Genomic DNA, 17916 nt, shown 5'->3' on the forward strand with positions numbered 1-17916 from the left:
GCTGGAGGATCGGAGGATGGAATGGCCGACACGGAAGACCTCAGCCTGTCGAGGCGCGATCTGATGGCCGCCGGCGCGGCCACCGCGACCCTGGCGGGCGCGCCTTCTCCGGCGAGCGCCGCCCCGGCCGACGCGCCGAGCCTGGTCAAGGTCGCCTTCGAGGTGAACGGCCACAAGCGGTCGCTGACCCTGGACACCCGCACCACCCTGCTGGACGCCCTGCGCGAACACTTGAAGCTGACCGGCACGAAGAAGGGCTGCGACCACGGCCAGTGCGGCGCCTGCACCGTCATCGTCGATGGCCGCCGGATCAATTCCTGCCTGACCCTGGCGGTCATGCACGAGGGCGACAAGGTCACCACCATCGAGGGCCTGGGCACGCCGGACAAGCTGCACCCGTTGCAGGCCGCCTTCGTCAAGCACGACGGCTATCAGTGCGGCTATTGCACGCCAGGCCAGATCTGCTCGGCCAAGGCGATGTTGGACGAGATCAGGGCCGGCGTCCCCAGCCATGTCACCGAGAACATCACCCAGAACCCCAAGCTGACCGAGGCCGAACTGCGGGAACGGATGAGCGGCAATATCTGTCGCTGCGGGGCCTATTCCAACATTGTCGAGGCCGTGGCGGAAGTCGCGGAAGGCCTCTCCAAGGGGGAAATGGCATGAAGGCCTTCGCTTACGAACGCGCCAGCACCCCCGCGCAGGCCGCCGCCGCCGTCGCCAAGGACCCCACCGCCCGTTTCATCGCCGGCGGCACCAACCTGCTGGACCTGATGAAGCTGGAGATCGAGACGCCGCGCCGCCTCGTGGACGTCAACGGCCTGAAGCTGGACAAGATCGAAGCCACGAAGGACGGCGGCCTGCGCATCGGCGCACTGGTGCGCAACACCGACCTGGCGTCCGACAAACGGGTGCGCAAGGACTACGGCGTCCTTTCGCGCGCCCTGCTGGCCGGAGCCTCGGGCCAGCTGCGCAACAAGGCCACCACCGCCGGCAACCTGCTGCAGCGAACCCGGTGCCCGTACTTCTACGACACCAACATGCCCTGCAATAAGCGCACGCCCGGCGCGGGCTGCTCGGCGATCGGCGGCTTCACCCGCTCGCACGCGGTGCTGGGGACCAGCGAGGCCTGCATCGCCACCCACCCGTCCGACATGGCCGTGGCCATGCGGGTGCTGGACGCCGGCGTCGAGACCGTCCGCCCCGATGGGCAGACCCGCACCATCCCGATCGCCGACTTCCATCGCCTGCCGGGGAGCACGCCGCACCTGGAGACGGCCCTGACGCCGGGCGAGCTGATCACCGCTGTCACCCTGCCCAAGCCCGTCGGCGGGACGCACGCCTATCACAAGGTCCGCGACCGGGCGTCCTACGCCTTCGCCCTCGTCTCGGTGGCGACCATCCTGCACAAGGACGGCTCGGGCCGGGTCGCCCTGGGCGGCGTCGCCCACAAGCCCTGGCGGGTCGAGGCGGCCGAGAGCGCCCTGCCCCAAGGCATCAAGTCGGTGTCCGAACTGCTGCTGGCCGGGGCCAAGACCACCCCGCAAAACGCCTTCAAGCTGACCCTGGCCGAACGCGCCCTGGGCGCGGCCATGACCGCCGCGCGGAGCTAGAGCCATGAAGTTCGACACGCCCGCCACCACCAATCCGATCGACCAGCTCAAGATCATCGGCAAGCCTACCGACCGCATCGATGGCCCGCTGAAGACCACCGGGACTGCGCCCTACGCCTATGAGCGCCACGACGCCCTGGAGAACGTCGCCTACGGCTACGTGCTGGGCGCGGCGATCGCCAAGGGCCGCATCAACGGCATGGACCTGACCCGCGCCAAGGCCGCGCCGGGGGTGCTGGCCATCGTCAACGCCCAGTCGGCCGGCAAGCTGGCCAAGGGCGACTTCAACACCGCCATGCTGCTGGGCGGCCCGGAGATCCAGCACTACCACCAGGCGGTCGCCGTCGTGGTCGCCGAGACCTTCGAGCAGGCCCGCGCCGCCGCGGCCCTGATCAAGGTCGATTACCAGCGCGCCCAGGGTCGCTTCGACCTGGCCGCCGCCAAGGACGACGCCCCGCCGGTCGGCAAGGACAATCCCGACACCGCCATCGGCGACTTCGACAAGGCCTTCGCCGACGCGCCGGTCAAGCTGGATGCGACCTACACCACCCCCGACCACGCCCACGCCATGATGGAGCCGCACGCCACCATCGCGGCCTGGAAGGGCGACAAGCTGACCGTCTGGACCGCCAACCAGATGGTCGCCTGGGGCCGGGGCGACGTCGCCAAGACCTTGGGCATCCCCAAGGACAATGTCCGCCTGGTCTCGCCCTATATCGGCGGCGGTTTCGGCGGGAAGCTGTTCGTCCGCGCCGACGCCATCCTCGCCGCCCTGGGGGCCAAGGCCGCCGGCCGGCCGGTGAAGATCGCCCTGCCCCGGCCGCTGATGTTCAACAATACCACCCACCGTCCGGCCACCATCCAGCGCATCCGCCTGGGCGCCGACCGCGACGGCAGGATCACCGCCATCGGCCACGAGAGCTGGTCCGGCGACCTGCCCGGCGGCGGCCCCGAGACGGCCACCCAGCAGACCCGCCTGCTCTATGCCGGCGCCAATCGCCTGATGAAGATGAAGCTGGCGACGCTGGACCTGCCCGAGGGCAACGCCATGCGCGCGCCCGGAGAGGCCCCTGGCCTGATGGCCCTGGAGATCGCCATCGACGAGCTGGCCGAGAAGCTGGCCATGGATCCGGTCGAACTGCGCGTGATCAACGACACCCAGGTCGATCCGGAAAAGCCCGGCCGGCCGTTCTCGCAGCGCCAGCTGGTCCAATGCCTGCGCACCGGGGCCGACAAGTTCGGCTGGAGCAAGCGAAGCGCCCGCCCCGGTCAGGTCCGCGAAGGCCGCTGGCTGATCGGCCAGGGCGTGGCGGCGGCGTTCCGCAACAACCTCGTCATGAAGTCGGCCGCCCGCGTTCGGCTGGAGAAGACCGGCCAGATCGTCGTCGAGACCGACATGACCGACATCGGCACCGGCAGCTACACGATCATCGCCCAGACCGCCGCCGAGATGATGGGCGTGCCGCTGCACCAGGTGACGGTGAAGCTCGGCGACTCGACCTTCCCCGTCTCGGCCGGTTCCGGCGGCCAGTGGGGCGCCAACAGCTCGACGGCGGGCGTCTACGCCGCCTGCGTCAAGCTGCGCGAGGCGGTGGCGACGAAGCTCGGACTTGATCCGTCCACGGCGCAATTCGCCGACGGCCGCGTCAAGCTCGGCAATCAGAGCCTGCCGCTGGCCCAGGCCGCCGCCGACGCGCCGGTCGTCGCCGAGGACGCCATGGAGTACGGCAATCTCACCAAGACCCACCAGCAGTCGACGTTTGGCGGTCACTTCGTCGAGGTCGCCGTCGACAGCGCCACGGCCGAAATCCGCATCCGCCGGATGCTGGCCGTCTGCGCCGCCGGCCGCATTCTCAACCCCAAGGCCGCCCGCAGCCAGGTGATCGGGGCCATGACCATGGGGGCCGGCGCGGCGCTGATGGAGGAACTGGTCGTCGACAAGCGCATCGGCTTCTTCGTCAACCACGACCTGGCCGGCTACGAAGTGCCCGTCCACGCCGACATCCCGCACCAGGAGGTGATCTTCCTGGACGAGACCGACCCGATGTCCTCGCCGATGAAGGCCAAGGGCGTCGGCGAGCTGGGCATCTGCGGCGTCGCCGCGGCGGTGGCCAACGCGGTCTACAACGCCACCGGCGTACGGGTGCGGGACTATCCGGTGACGCTGGACAAGCTGCTGGCGGAGATGCCGGGGATGGCCTAGCGCGCCGGCAAAATCCAGGGGTCGAGGAACCCGACCTTAGGGGTCACATCCGGCGCGGCAGGAGGGCGACACTATTGTCGTGCGGACGGCCGCTCAGCGCGCGCCTCGGGCGAAGTAGCGCGACACCGCGCCTTTGCGGCCGTCGGCATAGGCCTGCATCCAGCGGTCATCGCCTTCCAGGAAACCCGACCATCCCGGCTTGCCGGCCTTGCGCCGCTCGGACTCGATGGCCCGGAAGCGGTAGTGGTCGTAGACGTCCAGAACGTGGACTGCATAGGCCTGGGCCAGGGCCTTGTCGCCCGAGACGATCATCAGGTTCTCGTCATTACCATACGAGGCCTTGAAGCCGAGGTTATGGCTGCCCAGGATCACGCAGCAATCATCCGATAGCGGATCGATCACGCAGATCTTGTCGTGGATGATCGCGCCGGTCGCCTTGGCCGTGGCCTGTTCCAGACCGAAATCCTGCAGCAGCATGCGGTCATCGATCTTGGCGGCGCGGACGATCTCGACATTGTCCTGCGAGAAGGTGAAGGGCGAGATCGCCGCGACATCGTCGCTGTCGTCGTCCGGATCGCCTTTCTTCTTGCCCACATAGTTGGGCATGGCGTTCGGGCTCGAGACCGCGCCGGTGACAATCAGCTTCCTGTCCTTCAGGCCGATATCGACCGCCTCGCCAATGATGCAGTCGTTGCCCGACTGCCCCGGATAGAAGGCCAGGAACAGGATGGCGTCCTTGGCCAGGCGCATGCGCCGATAGACGTCCGTCAGGTCGGGCGGCGTCGCCTTGCCCTTCCGGCGCGAGGCCATGTTCGGCGAGAACCACGTGGTCACGGTCGCCCCGTCCGCCAGCTGGACGATACGCGGCGCGCCATTGCCCTTTCGGAAGTTCGCGCCCTGAACCGAGTTGTTCATGGGCGCGCCCAGCAGGTTGGGCGCGGCCGTCGGCGGCGCGGGCTCGGGGATGACGTCCGCCCGCATGCGGTTCCAGTAGAGCAGGAACTCGGCCGCCACGGCGTCGTCCTCGATCAGCAGGGCGTTGTTGCTCTGGCCGGCCACCCCGGTGGACGTCCAGTTGGTGCTTCCGGTGAAGACCGAGCGCGACCCGCCGCCGAGCGGAACATGGACCACGAACTTGTTGTGGCCGATCTGGGCGTTGTTGTTGAACATCCGATTCTGCAGATCGACTCCGGCGGCGCGCAGCTGGCTGCGCGCAGGGGCGTTGCGGTCGTCCCAACCGCTGTCGCCCGCCGCCGAGTTGGACAGGATCACGTGAATCCGGCCGGCGTTGGCGATCAGCAGATCCTGCAGCTCGCGATCTTCCAGCTCGTAGAGCGCCAGATAGAACTCGCCCGGCCGCGCGAACAGCTCGTGCAGCATCGGCAGCACCTCGCCCGCCAGATATTTGCGGTGGGCGTCGTTGGGATCGCAGATCTTGTCGTACAGCTCGTTCGGCTTGATCACTCCGTCTTCCAGCAAGACATGACGCAGCCATTGCGCCGCGAGAATCCCGTTGGTGAACGTCGACTGGAAGGGCCCGCGCTTGCGCGTCACCGTCACCACGTTGCTGGGGGTGGCCTTGTCGGCCAGGTAGCCCAGCGGGCGCGGCCGCCCCTCATAGGCCTTGACCGTCTTCTTCTGGACGACCCCATCGACCTTGATCGGCTTGCCCTGCGCATCGCGCGCCACGACCGTCACGGTCTCGGGCGTCGGATCCTCCGCCGGGGACATACCCGGTCTGAAGTCGCCGACCGGCCGGATATCGTAGCGGACCCGCAGCACGCCGCCGCGCCGCTCCGTGGCCGTCCGCAGCTTGCGCAAGGTGAGGTCGCGCCAAGACAGCTTCTGCACCGGCCAGACGCCGCTGGTCTGCGGCAGCCATTCCGGATTGCTCTGCCCCTTGAAGCCGACCCAGGCCGCGCACGACTTGCGCTCGATCTCATGTCCCTGCTCGTCGAGGATCACCCGCACGACCTCGAACCCGAGACAGTCGGCGATCACGCCGTCGATCGTCCAGGCGACATAGGCGACTTCATTATTGGCGTAGGCGCACGCCGACACGACCCGCCCCATGTTCGCCCCCGAGATATAGCGCCACCACCTGGAAGACGGGCTCTCCGCCTTCATGCAATTCAGGATGGCATATAAGGCGAAGCTTCAGAAGCGATAAAGAACGACGTTCCGTGAAACTTAAGCGACGGTGAGGGCGTCCGGCAGGCTTGAGGCGCGTCTCGGGCCGGGGTGTCTCGACGGTGACCATTGGCCAATGGTCGCCGTCGAGCCGCAGCCGCATGCCGGTCAACGCGCAGGCCCTAACCCGGTGTCTCGGCCAGAGCCGCCTCGATCGCTCCGACCTTGGCCGTATACTCTCCATGATAGGCCAGTTCCCGGGCGCGCATCAGCAAATCCTTTGATTCTGGCATCTTCAACTTGAGCATCGCGGACCCGAGCAGCGTCAGCGCCGAAATCTTGCGCATCTCCATGTCGTACCGCGTCGCCAGCCGTAGCGCTTCCTGGGCCAGCTCAGCGGCGGCGCGGTAGTCTCCCTGCCGCAGACAGAACTCGCCGCGCGCCTGGGCTACCGAGCAGCTGAGACGAGGCATGCCCATGAGGCTGGCATAGTCGCGGATTTCGTCGAGCCGGTCCTCGATCTCGCGACGCGCGCGACCATCAAAGGCATGGCTCTTGTCGGCGATCAGGATCCAGACCTTAGCGAGTTCCCCAATCTGGCGTATATCCTCGTGACCGCCTTCGGCTGCGTAGCTCGCCCCCTTGCTGGCCATCTCCAACGCCTTGCGGGTGGGATCCCCCATCGCGCGCAGGCAATCCGCATGCTGGATGGCGAAGATCGCCGCGGCGCGGTAGCGGCCAATTTCCAGCAGATCGTCGACAACCGCCGGATAGCTTTGATCGGCCGTGCCGACATCGCCGCGCAGGTCGGCGATCTGGATGAGGTAGCCCTCGGCGATCAGGCGCAACGGCCGGGTCTCGTGATCCGTCTCGGCGACGATGCGCTGCAAAAGCGCCTCGGCCTCGCGCAATCGCCCACGCTGGATGTCGACCACGGCTCTATTTAGCCCTATCCGCGCCAGCAGCGGCCCCCAGGCGTTAGCTTCCACGAACTCCCGCGCATAGCGGCTGGCCTGGGAGAGCAGGTCGGCGGCGTCGTTCATCCGCCCCTGGACAAGGCTCAGCGCACCACACTCGTTGAACAGCCACACCGTCTCCTCGGCGTGGAAGGTCGCCACCGGCAGCTCCGCTTCACGCTTGTCCTCCTGAGCCTGCTCGGCGCGGGTCGACCCAGGCTTGTTGCTCTCGTCGATCTCGTGATCGGATTTGGAGCGACCGTCGAGCACGGTGGCTAGGCGCAGCATCCATCGAACCCGCAGGCGGTGGCTTTCGAAATAGCCGCCATCAGGCGTTTCGAGACCTTCATCCTCATAGCTGCTGAACCGCGACAGCACGCCGATGGAGTAGATCGAGCGCAGCGCGCCATATGCGGCCCGCAGACGAACCCGCGCGATGCGATCGCGCTCGGCGTCCAGCACCTCGCGAGGCGTCAGTGCGTCGCGATCCAGCCTGTCCAGGTAGGGGTCCGGCGCGCCGTGGGCGCGCGTCCCCTCAGCGCGCTCGAAGCGCGATAGCTGGTCGATCAGGTGGCGTACTCGCCTATGCCCCTCCGCGGTCGGGCGCGGCAAATCGCTGGGCTGGGTCGCGTAGAGCGACACCGTCAACTGATCGACCTCGGAATAGTCGATGATCGGCGCGTTGAGTTGGCGATAGAGGTGCCGGCGTACGGACTTGTGGGTCGCGAAGCGGTGACGGGCGGCGACCTCGTGATCCTTTTCGTCGCCCTTGGCGGCGACACGGAAAACCAGGCACCGATGCACCAGCAGGTCCATGGTGGTGCGCAGCACCCTAATCCGTTCGGCCGATTGGTCGGGCCCGACCACGACCCGCGCGCACAGGGCGTCCAGCGCCTCGGCCACGGGGCCGACCCCCGTCAGGACGACCATCTCGACCGGTTGGCCGATCAGGGCCAGGGTGATCAGGATACGCTCCTGCAGATCGAACAGCATCGGCGGCGGCGCGGTGTAGAGCCTGGCCCAGAGCGAAGTCTTGTCCTTGTCGCCGGGCGGCTGGAAGGGCCAAGCTCCCAAGGGCTTTCCAAGGCTCGAGACGTTGTCAGCCTGGTAAAGTTGCAGCACCTGGGCGATTGCGATGTCCTCGCGCACCTCGGGCTGCTTGCCCGCCGCCGCCAGGGACAAGCGTTCGACGAAGGCGCGGACGGCGGCCAGATCGACGAGGTTCTCGGGCCGGCCGGGCAGACGGCGGGCGATCATGTCGTCGATGGCCGCCAGCACGATGGTCATGGCGTAGCGGCTGTGACCGACGGCCGTGGCGATCTGGTCGAGATAGGCCGCCCCCATCTCCGGCGGGGGGAGCGGTTGGTCGTCGATCAGGAGATCCAAGCCATCGACGATCGCCTTCTTGGCCTTGGCGAGGTCTCCGGTGCGGCGGGGCGGCCGGCTGTCCTGCGCCGCGGTCCCCGGGCTCCAGCTCCGGTCAGTCAGCAAGGCCGGCGGATAGGCTAGCAACGCCGAGAGCATGATCTGCTCGATCTCCTCGCCGGCGAAGGCGACCCCGAGGCGGCGATACGTGCCGACATCGGAAACCTTAGCCAGACGGGTCTCGAAGACGCTGCGCACCCGCGTCTGGAAGGCGGCGATTTCCCGATTGGTCCGCAGGCCAAGACCCGGCGCGGCGGAATGGTAAGACGCGCCAAAACGCACCTGGATCGACCCCTGCCCCTCGACGCGGCCCAGATGGGCCAGGGCGATCGCGGCGCGTGGAAAGAACCGCGTGGCCAGGGTGATGGGCCGCATGGCCTGCATGAAGTGAACGAAGGTTCTGGGACCCGTGGTGCGATCCGCCTCGTCGCGCCCGGCGTTGAGCGTGCGCCAGTCCTCGGGCGTCATCAGGCGCGCCGCGCGCCCGAACGCGTCGTGAGCGCGGAGACCCAGGGTGCGCTCGGCCTCGGCAGGCAGCCCGGCGGGCTTGAGCCAGAGCAGATGCGGATCGCTCTCGGCGGCCTTGGGCGCATTGGCCCAGGCGTTTAGCGTGGCCGGCAGATGCTGCTCGTTCATCATGAAGATGAAGTCCACCGGCGCCTTCGCGTGCGCCTCGTCGATCAGCGCCTCGTAGAGATGGCGCACCTGGGCGTTCTTGGGTTCGCCGTGCTTTTCGAAAAGCACGCTCAAGTGGTTGATGACGACGACGGCGCGGGCCAGACCGCCCTCGGGCGCGGGGCCGACCTCCGGCGGCGCCAGTCGGTGCAGATACGCCATCGCGTGACGTAGCCGACCCAGGCGGTCTCCGCGCAGGCCCCGGCAGTCCGCGGCCAGGCGCTTCCTGGCCGCCTCGTCCGTGGTCATGGCCATCGCCGCGTCCTCCAGGAACGAGGCCAGGCGATCAAAGGTCGAAAGGACCTCGTGCGAAAGTCCTAGATTGAAGAATGCGCTGTGGATGTTGCGGGCATGGGCCTTGGCCTCGGTGTCGTTGGCGAGCTTGCGACTGTCCCTCGCCGTGGCCTGCTCGTCCAAAGGCTTGGCCTCGGTCAGCTTCAACCAGTCGCATAGATGGGCGAAGCGGCGCGGCGAACGCATCGCCGAGAAGACGTGGCCCCGGCCCGTGCCTCGCCGGCTCAGCATGTAGAACAGCCGGCGGCCGTCTCGGGGGTCGCCGACCTGCTCGCTCATCGCTGCGCGCAGGATCTGGAACGCGGGCGATGGCGCGCCGGCGAAGAACCTGTCCGTCCGCGGAGCCTCGCCGTCGGTGGGCTCCTGGGTCGGGTCGGTGGGGGGCCGGCTGCGTCGTTCGAGATCGAGGTTGCGGAGCAGAGTGCGGTGACGCGACGCCTCGAAGTGTCCTTCTTCGGGCTTCGCCGAGCGGCCATCCGGCTCGCGACGCCGCGGCGCGGCCGACCACTCGTCCCGCCAGGCGCCCCAGCGCACGCTCATTTGCCGCAGCCAAGCGGTCATGAAGGTGGTCTGCACGACCTGAGCAACGCCCTTGTTGAGGATCCGCAGCGCTTCGAGTTCGGCCTCGGTCGGCGGGGTCGGCGGCGCGACCGTACTCTCTCGTGTCGCCCGCGGCATGCGCCGAGGGACGCCCGACAAACGCTCCTCGATCCAGCGCAGGTGCGCCCGCGCCATGTGAATCGCGGGACTGCCGTGCGTGCCGCTCTCGATCTCGACGACACGATCGCGAAGTGAGAAGACGCCCTTGCGGCGCGGCGGCCGGTAGCTGAAGGGCGCGACGGTGCTGGCCTTCAGATGTTCCCAGATAGCATCTTGATGGCTCAGAATCTCAGCCATCAGGGTCGGGCTGGAGACACGTTCCGGAGCGCGATTTTCGCCCCTGTACTTCAGGTACGTCCCCTGGCCGAAGAACAGGTAGTAGACGCCATAGCGCGACAGGGCCACGACTTGGCTCTCGCGCTCTCCGCCATCGACCCTTCGCCGGGGCAGCAGGGCGACCGCCGGACGATCGCAGAGGCGCGAGACGCCGTCCGAGAACGCCCGCAGGGGCCGCAGGATATCGGGCTCCTGCATGCCCAGGCCTAGAAACAGCAACGGGTTGGCCGTGAACACAAGCCGCATCGCGTCGTCGGCGCGCGCGCGGGGGTCGTCATCGCGCGCATAGCGTTCGCGATAGTCGTGTTCGCTGAGAACCAGCCAGCTGTCGGCGCCGCGAGCGCGGCCGTGGATGTGAAGAACCTGGATCCGGTGCTCTCGGGTGTCGGCGCCGTAGTCGAAGAGATAGGCGGCCGCGCCAGGCTCGTAGGTGAGGATTTCCGCGCGGTTCGAGGAGCCGTCGATCAACAGGGCGCGGGACGGCGAGGCCTGGGATGGCCGTTGCCGTCGCCCGGGGTCCGGCTCGGCGGCGTCAACTTCGTGGTAGCCGCGAGCGGCCAGGAGGCGATCGACCTCGGCGTCGTAGTTGGTCGTCAGAACGCGCTTGACCCGGAGATGATCGAAGAGGATCGCCAAGGGGTCGCGATAGGCCGGCGTCATGGCCCGCACCACATCCGCCCCGTCGCCGCTGGACCGCGCGCCGCCGGCCTCGTCTCGCGCCGCCTGTTCGGCCGAGGCCAGAAGGCCATCGACGACCTCCGACAGCTCATCGACCTCCAGCAACGCGAAGGCCGCTTCGATCATATGGCGGTTTTCCACGCCTTCATTGCGGGTCAGCCACAGGGCCAGCTGGGTGCGGGTCGTCTCGGCCTTCCCGGTCAGCCGAGGCGCCAGCAGACCCACGGCGTCGACCACGCCATCTCGAGCCGCGCCGAACATGGCCTTGCCGTCCACGGCGCGCCGCGCCGAGGCGCGTACGGCGCATCGATAGGTGAGGTGCCCGATCCAGTGGGCGAGGCGGTCCTGGGTTTCGGTCGGGGATGAGGCGACCTTGTCGGGGAAGGACAGCGCCGCGAGAATCTGCCTGAGCGGCGCCTCCGCCGCCGAACCCGCCCTCTGCTTGGCAAGGCGCGCGAACAGCAGACCCGCGCGGCCGCGATCGTCCTTCAGCTGCCACTTCAAGCGCTCGCGCAGATAGCGCTTGGTGAGCGTGGCCTCCTTGCGGTGACTGACCAGCTGCTTGCGCCGCTCCAGTTCGCGGATGCGCAACGCCGTGAGCAGGTTCTCGCAAACCTCGAAGGCGATCGTCATCTTGTCGGCCGAAAAGCTCTCGAACGGCTTGTCCAGCCCCGTGGCCACAAAGGTCTCGATGATCGGCGCCAGGTCACCCAGCGCTTCGCGCGTCTCGACATAGACGTTCGAACCTGGCTTCTCGGCGCCGAGCGCCTCGCGGAACCGCCGCACCTGGCCACCATCGACCTGCGCGGCCGCATCCAGTTCGTCGAGCACCAGCTGAGCGGTGCTGGACAGCAAGTCCGTCCAGGCCGGCTGGCCGTAGCCATTGCTGACCCCCGACCCCACGACAGCGACCAGACGCCGCGTGTTCAACGCACGCGCCAACTGGGCGATGGCGTGGTCTTCCAGCAGTTGCCTGTCGAACGACCCCATCAGGTGGCGCTCGGCATAGACCCAATCGCTGAGCACAGGGCGCTTGGAATTGTGAGCCTTCATGCTGGGGTTCCCTACTGACAGGGCCCAAACAGCAATCTCCGTGACGCCGCTTCCCCCGAAGCTTGACCAGCTCGCCACAGGCGGTTGAAATCGTCAATCGAAACTCGCAATACGCGAACCTCGCAATCAAAATCGCCTCGCGAAGGACTGGTCGCTGGCGCCGGGATCGCCACCGCCTCCGGGAAATCGTTGGCGGGGACGCGTCCAGCGCTGCTGCTGCTTGCCAATGAACCGGGACCGCCGCGCCACCGCGATATGCTCCGCAGCAACGCGGTCGCGGAAGCGCCAGCAGTCGGTCTTGCTTAGCGCCCAAGGCGCCGCCGCCCTCCTCAACTGAATATTGCAAAGGCTGATGATTGCCCGCACGGTTGCGCCTCATGGATCGAAGGGGAGCGGAAGGTGGGAGCGCTTCCCGATCAGCATGTCGGCCTCTTGGCGAAGCTGTTACGCAACGACCCACCGGTTCCCGTTCGTCGGGGCCGGCATTTCGTGTCAGGCCCCACAAGTGCTTGAGGCTGGATTGTGACGAAGAAGCTGGATGACGCTGCGCTGCACGATGCGATCGCAAAGCGCAACGCCGATACGATCGACGCTCTGGTCCGCCAACTCAGGACATCTCAGGGCGTCATTCCCTTCGTCGGCGCAGGCATGTCGTCGGCCGTTCGCCTGGAGGGAAGCGCCGGGCGGTTTCCTCAATGGCGCGACTTGATCGCCGGACTCGCGGATGGCCTCACGATAGAGGCGAAGGTCAAATCCCTCCTGAAGGTCGGCGACTTCGAATCCGCTGCGTCCCTCGTGGAAAGGGATCGCCCCAACGCGCTCTCGGGGAGCATCACGAACGCCTTCGACCGGACGGTGCTTGCTCAGGATCTCGTCACGGGCGCCTTGTCGTGCCTCCCCTACCTTACGAGCGGTCCGGTCATCACGACCAACTATGACCGGGTTCTCGAGCAGGTCTTCGAGGCGGCCAAGAAGCCGTTCGACGCATCCATCCACGGACCGCGCCAGGATCACATCGTCGCCGCCATGCACGCCAGCAGCCATACGCTGGTCAAGATGCACGGCGACTGCCGTGACCGCGAAGATCGCGTGTTCACGCGCGAAAGCTACGAAAAGGCCTACGGCGCCGCCAATGGGAACGGATCAAGCACGGGACGTCTGCAGGGACTGGCCTGGCTCATGTTCACAAATCGACCGCTACTGTTCCTCGGCTGCAGTCTCGAGCAGGACCGCACCGTCGACGTCCTGCGCGAGATCGCGGACCGCCTGCCGGGCATCAGGCATTACGCGATACTCGCGGCGGAAAAGTCTGCGAAAGCCTGGGAAGCCCGCGGCAAGAAGCTCGATCAGCTCGGCGTGAGGCCGCTGTGGTACTTTCCGGGCAAGTATCACGAGATCGAGCTGTTGCTACGGAAGGTGCTGACGGAATCCTCGACGACCGCATTGCCCTCCACCTCGAAGGCAGCCGGCGTCGCGGAGCTGTCGGTCAATTCCGCCAAAACACTCGACGAGGTCGCCGCAGCACTTCCCGCCGCGCCCCCGGGCGCCAAGCCGTTCGATCATTCGCCCGAACTTGGAGCCATCGCCAAGGAAGCGCGCGCCGGCAAGCTGACCTTCTTCCTGGGCGCCTATGCGGGCCTAGACCAGTCGTTTCTCGGCGTGGACTTTTACGATCGATTGGCGGCCAAGTTCGAGGGCCCAAAAGCACTTGCCGGAGATCGCACCGCTGTCGCGGGCTACATCATCGCCAAGTACGGCCCCAACCACCTGTGGCAGGCGATCCTCGAAGAATTCCAGAGACGCGGCGCACGCCCGAGTGCGATCCACCACCTGATCGCATCTCTTCCGTCGCTGTGGCGATCCACGAACACCGATGCGTCCCTGTGTGTGCTCACCACCAATTACGACACGCTGATGGAGGAAGCGCTGGTCCAGGCCGGAGAGCCCTTCCGACTGCTCTATTACGTCGATCGAGGCGTCGACGGGCGCTCCGAGTTCGTCGAGCGATCGCCCCAGGGGGGCCTTCGCCGGATCGATCGGCCTGACAATTTGCGTCGCTTTGGGGCCCCGGCGCATCTGGTCGTCAAGCTCAACGGCGGCCTCGCCCATTTTGGCGATCTAGACGAGCAGGCCGCTGTCGAGCGCGGCGCCTTCGAACGCCTGGCCGCCCAGCTTCCTCAACTGCTCCCGGCCTATCTTCGCAGCGAGCTCGAGGACCGATCCATGCTTTTCCTGGGCCACGGCTTGGCCGAGCCCGACGTGAGGCGGCTGATCGAACTCTACGCCCATCGACGTCCGATCGATTCCTGGGCGGTCCAGATCCGACCGAACCGTCACGACGTGCAACTCTTCGCCAGGCAAGGGCTGGAAATCATCGACGGCGACTTGACGGTGTTCACGAGGGAGTTGATCGCCCGCCTCAAGCCGCTGTTCCAGTAGGCGGCTTCCCAAAGGCCCAAGCTGCACAGTCGGACCTCGACGACGCGATGCTCAGGCCGGGCGTTCGCCGAGATTTGGGGGCCACCGCTCAGGCGATCTCAACGGGGGCTGCCGCGCAAACCCGCCCAAGGGAACCGACTCAATATGGCCAAGCCCCAGACTTACCCTTACGTCAACGCAATGGCTTGAAGCGCTCGCGCCTTCAACACAACATATAGCGTCGTTAACACTTTGATTTTCAGAAGCGAAAAACATAGATCAGTCTTACAAATTCGTCAAACGATGATATTTAAAGACTGATGAAATAATCGTCAGAACGGCGCGGTCTCTTTTAATTTGCCAGGGCGCCAAAGCGGGCAGAGGCTTCTCTCGAGCCGACGTCTCTTCGAGAGGTCTCGGAGAGATCATCGATCGGCCGAAGAGGGTGCCCATGGAACCCATTTCGTTGACGCTCATCGCCCTGGGATCAGCCGCGTTCGGCTTTTTCTCACGACACAAACGCTCGGAGGCTGAAGCCGAGCTGCGGGCGGCCGCCGGCCAACTGCGTTCGGCCAACGCCCGATATCAAAGATCGGCCAAGGCGCTGGCGATCCAGCTCCACCAGACCGCCGCCATCCGCGCCAGCTACATGGATTGGCTGATGCCACGCCTGGTCGCCGCCCAGGGTCGCGTTGGGCGCAAGGGCCAGACCCAGCAGGAGTGGTTCAGCGGCAAGACCTCGGACGCTATCCGTGACCTGATCCGCCGTGCACGGACGGTCATCGTCCTGCCAGCCCGATCCCTGGATGGCGGCATCATGATGGGTTCGGGCGTGGCGATCCTGGCTCAGGGCGTTGAGCACCTGGACAAGATCGGCCTGCTCAATGTCCCGATCCTGCACGAGAACCTGCACGACGTCGTGGCCGCCTTGCCCATCGACGGCGCGGGCGAGCTGGCCAGCCACATGGGGGTGGCCGGCGTCGCCAGCGTCGCCGACGTGGTCAGCGGCGTGGGCATCGTCTTCAGCGTCTTTCGCGGCGGCTACAACCTCTTCAAGGCCAACGAGACCTCTCAGTCAGCCTATGATCTGCGACGCGCGGCGGACCGGGTCTCGGGCGCGGCGTCGCATGCTGATCGGATCGCGGCCAGATCGGCGGCCAATGATCGCCAGGTCGATGACGCCGCCTATCAGGCCTTCAAATGGATATGGGTTGGCGAACAGCTGCAGGCCCAAGGCCGCTCGTCCGACGCGGCCAAACTCGCGCCGCGCCTGACCGCGGCCATGGCGGCGGCTTCATCGCGCCTTTGGGACAGCCTGCAACTGCAGGCCGCTTGAAAGGAGAAGCCCATGTCGACCTCAGTACGCCCCGAGCCCAGAAAGTCGCCGACCACCATCAGCGAACGCTTCGACGACGCCGCGGCCTTGCGCGCCGAGGCCTCCCGCCTGTCCGAGCACGTCGGTGCGATCAGGATCGAAACGGCGGCGGCCAAGATCCGCCTGGAAGCGCTCAAACGCGCTTGCACGCGCAGCTTCGCCCAACGCATCGCAACCATCGGGAGGCTCTCGTCATGATGCATTACCTGCTTTGGGGCGCGGGGGGCCTGATCGGCCTCTACCTGCTCGTCCTGATCTTCTCGCTGATTTCCCACGGCGTCGCTCGCGCACTTCTCCGCGGCTTGCGCCAGACGCTGTCGCGCGAGAGCCGCGCCTTGCTGTCGATCCAGCAGGAGACGGCTCTCTACGAGCGCCTGCTGGCGGAACTGTCCGCGTCCGAAATCATGATCGAGAACGGTGCGCCGGTCTTCGCGGAGCATCGCGCCGTCGTTCCCGTCTAGCCCCGTCGCCGAGGAGAGCGTCGATGTTCGCGACATTCACCGTGCTCGCTGCGATCATTGGTTTCATCGCAGCCTTGGTTCAGATTTTCAAAGATGGCCCCTCCGTCGTCCGGCGAGCCCTGGGCATGCCCGAACGGGTGGACCCGGCGGCCGTGGCGACAGCGCGCTCGCATGGCGCGCCGGCTCACACCGGTAGTCCGGCATCGGGACGCGACATCGGCCGGATCGCCGGCGGCGTCGCGCTCGGCGGCATAAGCGCGGCCTTGATGGCGGAGGTTTTGACCCACCACGGCGGCCATGCCCATGATGTCGCCACCGCCGCCAGCGAATTGGCGAACAGCGCGGATGTCGCCCTAACAGGCGACCTGTCGGGCCTGGCGGATCTTCCAGCCGACGCCGTGACCAATGTCCTGAGCGGTTTGAGCGACATGCTCAGTTCGTAACGGCCAGCCGACAGCGAAAGCCGCCCCCATCACCTTGGTCGCCTCTTCGGCCTCGGGAAGATCTCGGCGCCGCCAGAAAGGCGACGCCGAGATCTTCCATCTCAGCAACTCCCTCCGACCCTGACTTGGAAGCCAGCCTCCCGGGCTGGATCAGGTGTCGGCGAGCAAGGCGTTGTCGATGACGAAGCGGTACCGAACGTCGCTCCGCAGCATGCGAGCGTAGGCGTCCTCGATCTGCCGCACGTCGATAATCTCGATATCGGCGACGATTCCATGCTCGGCGCAGAAGTCGAGCATCTCCTGGGTTTCGGCGATGCCGCCAATGATCGAACCGGTGATCGTTTTGCGATTCAAGATCAGCTCGAGGAAGTTCGGCGTGGGGTGGGCGTGCTCTGGCACACCGACCAGGCAAAGCGCCCCGTCACGCTTCAACAGCGTCGTGAAGGCGTCCAGGTCGTGACTGGCGGCGACGGTGTCGATGATCAAGTCAAAGCTGCGAGCATGTCCCGCCATTTCATCGGGATTGCCAGAGACGACCACCTCGTCAGCGCCCAAGCTCAAGGCGGCTTGGCGCTTGGCTTCCGACGTCGTGAAGGCGACGACGCGCGCCCCCAGGGCGTGGGCGAGCTTGACGCCCATGTGGCCCAGGCCGCCGATTCCGACGATCCCGACCTTCTTGCCGGGCCCGGCCTTCCAGCGGCGCAGCGGCGACCAGGTCGTGATCCCCGCGCACAGCAGCGGCGCGACCGCGGCCAGTTGCGTCTCGGCGTGCTTTATCTTCAGGACGAACGCGTCCCGGACGACGATCTGCTGGGCATAGCCGCCCAGCGTGTGGCCGGGAGCATCTTGGGTGGGAAAGTTGTAGGTGGCGGTAAAGCCATGGTCGCAATACTGCTCCAGGTCATCGTCGCAGGCTTCGCACCGCTTGCAACTATCGACCAGGCAACCCACGCCGACCAGGTCGCCCCGCTGAAATCCTTCGACCTGGTCGCCCACCGCCGCGACCCGCCCGACAACCTCGTGTCCGGGAACACAGGGATAGAGCGTGCCCTCCCATTCCGCGCGGACGGTATGCAAATCCGAATGGCAGACACCGCAATAGGCGATGTCGATCTGAACGTCGTGCGGACCGACCGCGCGGCGGAGGATCGACAGGGGCTGCAGGGGCTTGTCGGCGGCGAAAGCGCCATAGGCTTTGACGGTCATCGAGGGCTCCAGAAAGGGGCGGCAAGGGCGAAACGGCGCCTTGCCCGGTC

11 protein-coding genes are annotated in these 17916 nt (G+C 66.7%); 8 read left to right on the plus strand and 3 right to left on the minus strand.

Features of this window, described 5'->3' with window-relative positions; translation table 11 throughout:
* Positions 1 to 21 precede the first annotated feature (21 nt).
* From paoA to paoC, 3 genes are read left to right on the plus strand one after another with little or no spacing between them, the layout of a single operon-like run.
* Positions 22 to 666, plus strand: a complete 645-nt coding sequence (gene paoA, locus AC07YH_RS00275; protein WP_494745013.1) for an aldehyde dehydrogenase iron-sulfur subunit PaoA — start codon at positions 22 to 24, stop codon at positions 664 to 666.
* On the plus strand, positions 663 to 1613 hold the full coding sequence (locus tag AC07YH_RS00280; RefSeq protein ID WP_494745014.1) for an FAD binding domain-containing protein: 951 nt from the start codon (positions 663 to 665) through the stop codon (positions 1611 to 1613). The genes paoA and AC07YH_RS00280 overlap by 4 nt, the downstream gene beginning before the upstream one ends.
* Positions 1614 to 1617: 4 nt before the next feature.
* Positions 1618 to 3816: an aldehyde oxidoreductase molybdenum-binding subunit PaoC gene (paoC, locus tag AC07YH_RS00285; RefSeq protein ID WP_494745015.1), complete on the plus strand. Its 2199-nt coding sequence runs from the start codon at positions 1618 to 1620 to the stop codon at positions 3814 to 3816.
* 93 nt (positions 3817 to 3909) lie between these two features.
* On the opposite strand, the gene AC07YH_RS00290 is transcribed toward paoC, so the two are convergent.
* Together AC07YH_RS00290 and AC07YH_RS00295 are read right to left on the minus strand one after the other, a co-directional pair.
* On the minus strand, positions 3910 to 5889 hold the full coding sequence (locus AC07YH_RS00290; RefSeq protein WP_494745016.1) for a phospholipase D-like domain-containing protein: 1980 nt from the start codon (positions 5887 to 5889) through the stop codon (positions 3910 to 3912).
* A gap of 239 nt (positions 5890 to 6128) precedes the next feature.
* Positions 6129 to 11963 carry an SIR2 family protein gene (locus AC07YH_RS00295; protein ID WP_494745017.1) on the minus strand — a complete coding sequence of 1945 codons (5835 nt, stop codon included), beginning with the start codon at positions 11961 to 11963 and terminating at the stop codon, positions 6129 to 6131.
* A 522-nt stretch (positions 11964 to 12485) separates the two neighbouring features.
* Here AC07YH_RS00295 and AC07YH_RS00300 point away from each other — a divergent pair.
* The 5 genes from AC07YH_RS00300 (at position 12486) to AC07YH_RS00320 (ending at position 16660) form a co-directional block, all read left to right on the plus strand.
* Complete coding sequence (locus AC07YH_RS00300; RefSeq protein ID WP_494745018.1) at positions 12486 to 14402, plus strand: SIR2 family protein; 1917 nt, start codon at positions 12486 to 12488, stop codon at positions 14400 to 14402.
* A 430-nt stretch (positions 14403 to 14832) separates the two neighbouring features.
* Positions 14833 to 15717 (plus strand): hypothetical protein, encoded by an 885-nt coding sequence (locus tag AC07YH_RS00305; RefSeq protein ID WP_494745019.1) that lies wholly within the window; start codon positions 14833 to 14835, stop codon positions 15715 to 15717.
* 12 nt (positions 15718 to 15729) lie between these two features.
* The gene (locus AC07YH_RS00310) at positions 15730 to 15954 is read left to right on the plus strand and encodes a hypothetical protein (protein WP_494745020.1); all 225 of its coding nucleotides are present in this window, start codon (positions 15730 to 15732) and stop codon (positions 15952 to 15954) included.
* Positions 15954 to 16217: a hypothetical protein gene (locus AC07YH_RS00315; protein ID WP_494745021.1), complete on the plus strand. Its 264-nt coding sequence runs from the start codon at positions 15954 to 15956 to the stop codon at positions 16215 to 16217. Before AC07YH_RS00310 ends, AC07YH_RS00315 begins: the two co-directional genes overlap by 1 nt.
* A gap of 23 nt (positions 16218 to 16240) precedes the next feature.
* Positions 16241 to 16660 (plus strand): hypothetical protein, encoded by a 420-nt coding sequence (locus AC07YH_RS00320; protein WP_494745022.1) that lies wholly within the window; start codon positions 16241 to 16243, stop codon positions 16658 to 16660.
* Between the two features lie 150 nt (positions 16661 to 16810).
* Here the strand turns inward: AC07YH_RS00320 and AC07YH_RS00325 are convergent, their stop codons facing one another.
* Complete coding sequence (locus AC07YH_RS00325) at positions 16811 to 17866, minus strand: NAD(P)-dependent alcohol dehydrogenase (RefSeq protein WP_494745023.1); 1056 nt, start codon at positions 17864 to 17866, stop codon at positions 16811 to 16813.
* Positions 17867 to 17916: the final 50 nt, after the last annotated feature.

The organism is Caulobacter sp. GW456-12-1-14-TSB4 (assembly GCF_059424195.1).